Annotated in this window: 11 protein-coding genes; 5 read left to right on the top strand and 6 right to left on the bottom strand. The window is 70.5% G+C overall.

The annotated features are described in order from the left end of the window. From ccsA to ccmC, 4 genes are all read right to left on the bottom strand, one after another. On the bottom strand, positions 1-911 hold a 911-nt coding region (ccsA, locus tag ACOJSF_RS02885; RefSeq protein WP_420140725.1), incomplete at its 3' end, for a cytochrome c biogenesis protein CcsA. Further along, positions 908-1342, bottom strand: coding sequence for a cytochrome c maturation protein CcmE (gene ccmE, locus ACOJSF_RS02880; RefSeq protein WP_420140724.1), 435 nt, complete (start codon positions 1340-1342; stop codon positions 908-910). The genes ccsA and ccmE, both read right to left, overlap by 4 nt. After that, on the bottom strand, positions 1339-1476 hold the full coding sequence (locus ACOJSF_RS02875; RefSeq protein WP_420140723.1) for a hypothetical protein: 138 nt from the start codon (positions 1474-1476) through the stop codon (positions 1339-1341). Before ACOJSF_RS02875 ends, ccmE begins: the two co-directional genes overlap by 4 nt. Beyond that, positions 1473-2189 (bottom strand): heme ABC transporter permease CcmC, encoded by a 717-nt coding sequence (ccmC, locus tag ACOJSF_RS02870; RefSeq protein ID WP_420140722.1) that lies wholly within the window; start codon positions 2187-2189, stop codon positions 1473-1475. The genes ACOJSF_RS02875 and ccmC overlap by 4 nt, the downstream gene beginning before the upstream one ends. Before the next feature lie 246 nt (positions 2190-2435). On the opposite strand from ccmC, the gene ACOJSF_RS02865 reads away from it, so the two are divergent. Next, a complete protein-coding gene (locus tag ACOJSF_RS02865; RefSeq protein ID WP_420140721.1) occupies positions 2436-2963 on the top strand; it encodes a glycine zipper 2TM domain-containing protein in 528 nt (175 codons plus the stop codon). A gap of 22 nt (positions 2964-2985) precedes the next feature. Here ACOJSF_RS02865 and ACOJSF_RS02860 read toward each other — a convergent pair whose 3' ends face one another. Together ACOJSF_RS02860 and ACOJSF_RS02855 are read right to left on the bottom strand one after the other, a co-directional pair. Next, positions 2986-3327: a hypothetical protein gene (locus tag ACOJSF_RS02860; protein WP_420140720.1), complete on the bottom strand. Its 342-nt coding sequence runs from the start codon at positions 3325-3327 to the stop codon at positions 2986-2988. A gap of 74 nt (positions 3328-3401) precedes the next feature. Beyond that, positions 3402-3623, bottom strand: a complete 222-nt coding sequence (locus ACOJSF_RS02855; protein ID WP_420140719.1) for a hypothetical protein — start codon at positions 3621-3623, stop codon at positions 3402-3404. A gap of 95 nt (positions 3624-3718) precedes the next feature. On the opposite strand from ACOJSF_RS02855, the gene ACOJSF_RS02850 reads away from it, so the two are divergent. The 4 genes from ACOJSF_RS02850 (at position 3719) to ACOJSF_RS02835 (ending at position 6176) form a co-directional block, all read left to right on the top strand. Then, positions 3719-4204: a hypothetical protein gene (locus tag ACOJSF_RS02850; RefSeq protein ID WP_420140718.1), complete on the top strand. Its 486-nt coding sequence runs from the start codon at positions 3719-3721 to the stop codon at positions 4202-4204. Next, positions 4201-4599 carry an MAPEG family protein gene (locus ACOJSF_RS02845; protein WP_420140717.1) on the top strand — a complete coding sequence of 133 codons (399 nt, stop codon included), beginning with the start codon at positions 4201-4203 and terminating at the stop codon, positions 4597-4599. Before ACOJSF_RS02850 ends, ACOJSF_RS02845 begins: the two co-directional genes overlap by 4 nt. 87 nt (positions 4600-4686) lie before the next feature. Further along, positions 4687-5067: a fluoride efflux transporter CrcB gene (gene crcB / locus ACOJSF_RS02840; RefSeq protein ID WP_420140716.1), complete on the top strand. Its 381-nt coding sequence runs from the start codon at positions 4687-4689 to the stop codon at positions 5065-5067. Then, complete coding sequence (locus ACOJSF_RS02835; RefSeq protein ID WP_420140715.1) at positions 5064-6176, top strand: RluA family pseudouridine synthase; 1113 nt, start codon at positions 5064-5066, stop codon at positions 6174-6176. The genes crcB and ACOJSF_RS02835 overlap by 4 nt, the downstream gene beginning before the upstream one ends. Positions 6177-6193 lie beyond the last annotated feature (17 nt).

The raw sequence follows: 6193 nt of genomic DNA, 5'->3' as shown, positions 1-6193 counted from the left end.
AACATCAGGATGGCGTAGAAACCTGCCGCGATCGCCGCCTGCGCCGCCAGCGTCGCGAAATGGGTCCGCGCCGGAAACAGCCGTTCGAACAGCGCGTTCGCGCCGCCCGCCACCGCCAGGACCGTCACCGAGTGGAGCAGGGCGGTCGCCGCGAGCCACGGCATCAGCGAGGCGTTTTCGACCGGGTCCCAGAACCACCAGCCGCCCCAGCCGAGCTCGTAATAGGCCCAGTAGCTGCCCGCCGTGATGCCGAGCGTGAGCAGCACCCACGCGCCCAGTACCCACGGCCGCATCGCGCGCGCGAAGGCCGGCCCGACGTCTCGCGTGACGAGCGCGCCGATCGCGAAGGAGAAGGCGACCGACAGCCCGACATAGCCGGCGTAGAGCGTCGGCGGGTGAAAGGCGAGGCCGGGATCCTGCAACAGCGGGTTGAGCCCCTGCCCCTCCGCCGGCGCGGGCGACAGCCGGGCGAACGGGTTCGAGGCGAGGAGCAGGAACGCGTAGAAACCGATCCCGATCGCCGCCTGCCCGCCCAATGTCGCGATCAGCGTGCGCGGCTGCAGGCGCCGTTCGAACAGCGCCACCCCTGCCCCCGCCAGCGCGAGGATCGTGACCCACATCAGCATCGAGCCTTCGTGGTTCCCCCACGTCGCGGCGAAGCGGTAGAGCAGAGGCTTGGCGCTATGGTCGTTCGCGGCGACCAACCGGACCGACAGGTCGACGCGGACGAACAGCGCCACCAGAGCCGCGAACGCACCCGCCGTGGGCAACGCCTGGAGCATCGCGACGGGACGAACCAGCGCCGCCATTTCGTCGCCGTCGGCGCGCAATCCGCTGACCGCCGTCGCGAGCTGGAGCAGGCACAGCGCCGCGCCCAGCCAGAGCAAGGCAAGGCCGAGTTCGGCGATCACGGCTCGACGCTGCCGGACTTGTGCATCGCCCCCGCGACCTGCGGCGGCATGTAATTTTCGTCATGCTTGGCCAGGATCGTATCGGCGGCGAAGCGCCCGCCGTCTACGAACCGCCCGTCGGCCACCACGCCCGACCCTTCCCGGAACAAGGCCGGGACGATCCCCGCGAAACGCACCGGCACGCGCGCCTGGCCGTCGGTGACGACGAAATCGATCGTGACGCCATCGGCGGCGCGGCGCAGCGATCCACGCTCGACCATGCCCCCCAGGCGCACCGCCGTGCCCGCCGCCACCGGACGGCGCGCGACGTCGCCCGGCGTGTAGAAATAAGCCGCCTGGTCGCGCAGCGCGGACATGGCGAGCAGGGCCGCGCCGACGAGCGCCACGACCGCCAGCAGGACCAGCGTGAGCCGTTGCGTCTTGGCCTTCACCGCCGGTCGAGCGCCTCGGCGCGCGCTTCCGCCCGGCGCATCGCGACCAGCGCCCAGCCCACCAGCGCGAGCGTCCCGCCGATCGCCACGACATAGGCGGCGATCACGAACGGCCAGGCGTCGGCCGCGCTCATGCGGTCGCCATCCGGCGCAGGCGCGCCTCGACCTTGGCCTCGGCCAAGAGCGCGCGCATCCGCATCAGCACGACGCTGACGAAAAGCAGAGTGAAACCGAGCGCGGCGACCGGGATCGGCCACAGCATCGATCCGGCGATCGACGACCCCGACACGCCGATGCTTTGCCCCTGATGGAGCGTCCGCCACCACAGGACCGAGAAATGGATGATCGGTAGGTTGATCGCGCCGACCAGCCCGAACAGCGCCGCGATCCGCTGCCCCGACGCGCCCCGCCCCGCCGCCTGCGCCAGCGCGAGATAGGCGACGTAGAGGAAGAACAGCACCAGCATCGACGTCAGCCGCCCGTCCCATTCCCACCACGTTCCCCAGGTGGGGCGGCCCCAGATCGAACCGGTGACAAGGCAGATCGCGGCGAACACCGCGCCCGGCGCGGCGGCCGCCTGCGCCGCCACCGCCGCCAGCGGGTGGCGCCAGACGAGCTGCGCGAAGCTGGCGATCGCGATCCCCGTCCAGCCCGCCATGCCGAGCCAGGCGGCGGGAACGTGGATGTAGATGATCCGCACCGTTTCGCCCTGCAGATAATCGGCCGGGGTCGCCGTGAGCCCGGCGACCAGCGCGATCGCAACGAGCAATGCCCCGCACCACCCGCACCAGACGGTGAGGGGGCGGGCAATGCGCAGGAACCGCGCCGGATTTGCGAAGCGATGCATGGATTTGGTTCGACAGGCCTGTAATCGAGCCATATCCGATAGGAAAGCCGCGTGCGCGAAATGACCTGCCGTTTTCGTTTGGCGCAACCGCGTCGCCGCGCTGTCGGTTTCGCGGTCATGCCTGAGGGAAATCAGGATCGCGTATGTGAATGAAACCGTTCCGGCGCCGTCAGAACCCGTTCAGCCATGCCGTGTCAGGCCAGCAGCGGATCGGGTGTTCGGCACCGCGAGTGACAGGAGGAAGAAATGCGTCGTTTGACTATTGCCGCTTTGCTGTGCGCGATCGTACCGGCGGCGCTTTCCGCGCCGGCATCGGCGCAGAATCGTGAGGATCAGGCGCGCTGGGACGCGGCGCAGGCGCGCTACCAGCAGGAATTTCAGCGTTACCTGCAGGAGCGCGACGCCTATATCGAGGCGCGCGCGATGGCGCGCTCGCGCTCCTATGGCGGCGGATATGCGGGCGGCGGGCGCGCGCCCGACGAGCGATATGAAAATGGCTATGATCCGTCACGCTACTATCGCGACGGGCCCAATTATCGCGAGCGCGTGCTGGCGAACGACGACCGCGTCTATGCGGGATCGGACGGCCAATATTATTGCCGCCGTTCGGACGGCACGACCGGCCTGATCATCGGCGGCGCGGCGGGCGGCGTTCTGGGCAACGTCATCGACGGCGGGCGTTCACGCACGGTCGGCACGTTGCTGGGCGCGGCGGTCGGCGCGCTGGGCGGTCGCGCGATCGATCAGAGCCAGCAGCAGATCCGCTGCCGCTAAGCGACGGCAGGCCCGCCGGCGATCAGGCGTCGGCGGGCTGCGCCTTCAGGCTTCCCGCGACGATGTGCCAGCGGCGTTGGGCGGCGGTCGATCCGTCGACGTCGTTGACCCGGCGCAGCGTGTAGCTGCCCGCGAAACGCTGGGGCGTGCCGTCGTCGAGCTCGGCGCGCACGCGCACCTTGACCACGCAATAGACGCTGCCCGCCGCGCCTTCGGTCGGGTAAGGCGGGATCGTCTCCACCGCGACGCGGCGCGTCCGGGCATAGCCGCGAGCCAGAGCGGCGACGCTGCGCCCGCCATTCCACAGAGCATGCGCCGCGCGATAATCGTGTCGCCCGACCGCCTGGTAGTAAGACCTGACCACGCCCGCCGCCGCGTCTCCGCTGCGCTCCGCCAGCGGCGTCGGCGCGAGCGCGGCGGCGGCCAGCGCGGCCGCGATCAGAATATGCCGCCCCCGATCGAGAGGCGGACGATCGCAACGAGAAGGACGATCAGGTTGAGATTCCGTCCCGTCGTCCGCGACGACATCGCACCCAGGATCAGCCCCGCGACGGGCAGCGGCAGGATCAGCCAGTTGGCCCAGCCGAGCAGGGGCAGGAGCGCGAACAGCAGCGGCACGATGGCGATAAGGCCGAGGCCGAGCGAGAGCAGATTGAGCATCGGGCGAATGTCGCCGCGGCCCGCGCAAAGTCAAGCGCGGGCGTATTGCGCAGCCAACACACTGGAGTGTAGGCTGTCGCCGAAAGGATCGGCCGATGCGCTTCTTCTTCCTGGGGTCCATCGCGCTGCTGGCGCTGTCCGCGTGCGACGGCAAGGTTTCGTGGCCGGATAACGACATGGCGGGCAACGATGTCGAGATCAGCATGCGTGCGGGCGACGCGCGCGACCGCCTGTCGCTGAAGCTGCCGGTCCTGGACGCCGACATCGCGCTGCCCAATCTGGAGCTTGGCCGCGACGTCGACCTGAACGGGATGAAGCTCGCCCCCGACACGCGCGTGCGCAGCCTGGACGTGACCGGCAAGGATGCGGAGGGGCAGGTCCGGATCGGCTTCACGCATCCCCGCCCGCCGGCCAGCCTGCTCGCTTATTATCGCGATGCCGCGGCGAATGCGGGCTATCGCGACATCGCCGCCGGCACGACGACGCTGAAGGCGCGCAAGGAGGACAGCGCGCTGGCGCTGACGCTCCGTCCGAACGGGGCGGGCAGCAGCGGCACGATCACGCTGACCGACAGCGAATGATGCGGCCCGAATTTTATCTGCTCGGCGGCACGCTCCTGCTCGCGCTCGTCCATATCCTGTGGGCGGGCAATGCGCGCACCAAGCAATATGGCACCGCGTGGAACGTGGGCGCGCGCGATGCCGCGATGCCGCCGCTCGCGCCCCTTCCCGCCCGCCTGCTGCGCGCGCAGGCCAATCTGTTCGAGACGCTGCCGCTGTTCATCGGCGCGCTGCTCGGCGCGGCGGCGGCCGGCCGGCTCGGCTGGAAGACCGAAGTGGGCGCGCATCTCTACCTGTGGGGGCGGCTGCTGTACCTGCCGCTCTACGCCGCCGGGGTGCCCGTCGTCCGCACGATCGTGTGGATGATCGCGACCGCGGGCCTGCTGTTGGTGATCGCCGGTCTGATGCTCGGCTGACGCCGCACTCATCCGGGGCTGACGCCGCACTCATCCGGGGCTGACGCCGCTCTGGCCGCGCCGCCGCCTGCGCGCTACAGCCGGCTCATGCCACCTCTCCTCCTCGTCGCGGCCGGCGGCGCGATCGGCTCCGCCTTCCGTTACCATGTCGGCATGGTCGCGCTGCGCAATCTCGGCCCCGCAATCCCGTGGGGGACGTGGATCGTGAACCTGCTCGGCGGGCTGCTGATGGGCGTGCTGGCGGGCCTGCTCGCGCGCTGGGCGCCGGCCGAGGGCGAGCCGCTGCGCCTGTTCATCGGCGTGGGCGTGCTCGGTGGCTTCACCACCTTTTCGGCGTTCAGCCTGGAGACCGCGAACATGCTTCTGCGCGGCCAGACCACGGCGGCGGCGGGCTATGCCGTCTCCTCGGTCGCGGGATCGGTGCTGATGCTGTTCGTCGGCCTGTTCCTCGTGCGGGCGCTGGCATGAGCGCCGCCGCACAGGAAGCACGGAGCTTCACCGTCGCCGAGGACGATCACGGCATCCGGCTCGACCGCTGGTTCCGCCGGCACATGCCCGAGGCGAGCTTCAATATCGTCTCGCGCTGGGCGCGGACCGGCCAGCTGCGCGTCGACGGCAAGCGTATCGCGCCCGGCGACCGGATCGAGGCGGGGCAGGTGATCCGCGTCCCCCCGCTCGAACCCGCCGCCGCCCCCGCCGCCGCCAAGCCGAAGAAGGCGCGGCCGCCGCTGCCGCCGGAAGAGGTGGAGTTCGTCCAGAGCCTCGTCCTCCACCGCGACCGCGCGGCGATCGTGATCGACAAGCCGCCCGGCCTCGCCACGCAGGGGGGCACCAAGACCGAGCGCCACCTCGACGGCCTGCTCGACGGCCTCCAGTTCGAGGCGGAGGGCCGGCCCAAGCTGGTCCACCGGCTCGACAAGGACACGTCGGGCGTGCTGCTGCTCGCGCGGTCGGCCGGATCGGCGGCCTTCTTCTCGAAATCCTTCTCCAGCCGCTCGGCGCGCAAGCTCTACTGGGCGCTGGTGGTGGGCGTGCCGTCGATCGAGGACGGGATGATCGAGCTGCCGCTCGCCAAGCAGCCCGGCACCGGCGGCGAGAAGATGCATGTCGACGAGAAGGAGGGGCAGCCCGCGCGCACCCGCTATCGCGTGATCGAACGCGCCGGCAACGCCGCCTGCTGGGTCGAGCTGCAGCCCTATACCGGACGGACGCACCAGCTGCGCGTCCATATGGCGGCGATCGGGCACCCGATCGTCGGCGACGGCAAATATGGCGGGCAGGACGCCTATCTGACGGGCGGGATCAGCCGCAAGCTGCACCTCCATGCCCGCCGGCTGCGGATCGACCATCCCGACGGACACAAGCTCGACATCTCGGCCGAACCGCCGAAGCATTTCGAGGAAAGCATCGCGCATCTGGGCTTCGATCGCGCGGCGGGCGACGCCCTCCCCTTCGACGAGCCCAAGTATAGCGAGACGCCCGAAGGCAAGCGCAAGGCCGCGACCGCCGCCGCCAAGGCGCGTCGCAAGGAGCGCACGGGCGAGCGCCGCGCGCGCGGCGGGGGCCGTCCGGCGTGATCCCCACGCCCGTCTTC

This window comes from Sphingomonas sp., from assembly GCF_048594985.1.
Lineage (GTDB): Bacteria > Pseudomonadota > Alphaproteobacteria > Sphingomonadales > Sphingomonadaceae > Sphingomonas_I.
Note: the sequence above shows the minus strand (reverse complement) of the source record. Positions and strands in the feature narration are given on the sequence as shown.

Coding starts and splice junctions, on each gene's coding strand:
- crcB (WP_420140716.1), top strand. CDS start 4,687: ATGCCACCTCTCCTCCTCGTCGCGGCCGGCGGCGCGATCGGCTCCGCC.
- ACOJSF_RS02875 (WP_420140723.1), bottom strand. CDS start 1,476: ATGAGCGCGGCCGACGCCTGGCCGTTCGTGATCGCCGCCTATGTCGTG.
- ACOJSF_RS02855 (WP_420140719.1), bottom strand. CDS start 3,623: ATGCTCAATCTGCTCTCGCTCGGCCTCGGCCTTATCGCCATCGTGCCG.
- ACOJSF_RS02845 (WP_420140717.1), top strand. CDS start 4,201: ATGATGCGGCCCGAATTTTATCTGCTCGGCGGCACGCTCCTGCTCGCG.
- ACOJSF_RS02835 (WP_420140715.1), top strand. CDS start 5,064: ATGAGCGCCGCCGCACAGGAAGCACGGAGCTTCACCGTCGCCGAGGAC.
- ACOJSF_RS02865 (WP_420140721.1), top strand. CDS start 2,436: ATGCGTCGTTTGACTATTGCCGCTTTGCTGTGCGCGATCGTACCGGCG.
- ACOJSF_RS02850 (WP_420140718.1), top strand. CDS start 3,719: ATGCGCTTCTTCTTCCTGGGGTCCATCGCGCTGCTGGCGCTGTCCGCG.
- ccmC (WP_420140722.1), bottom strand. CDS start 2,189: ATGCATCGCTTCGCAAATCCGGCGCGGTTCCTGCGCATTGCCCGCCCC.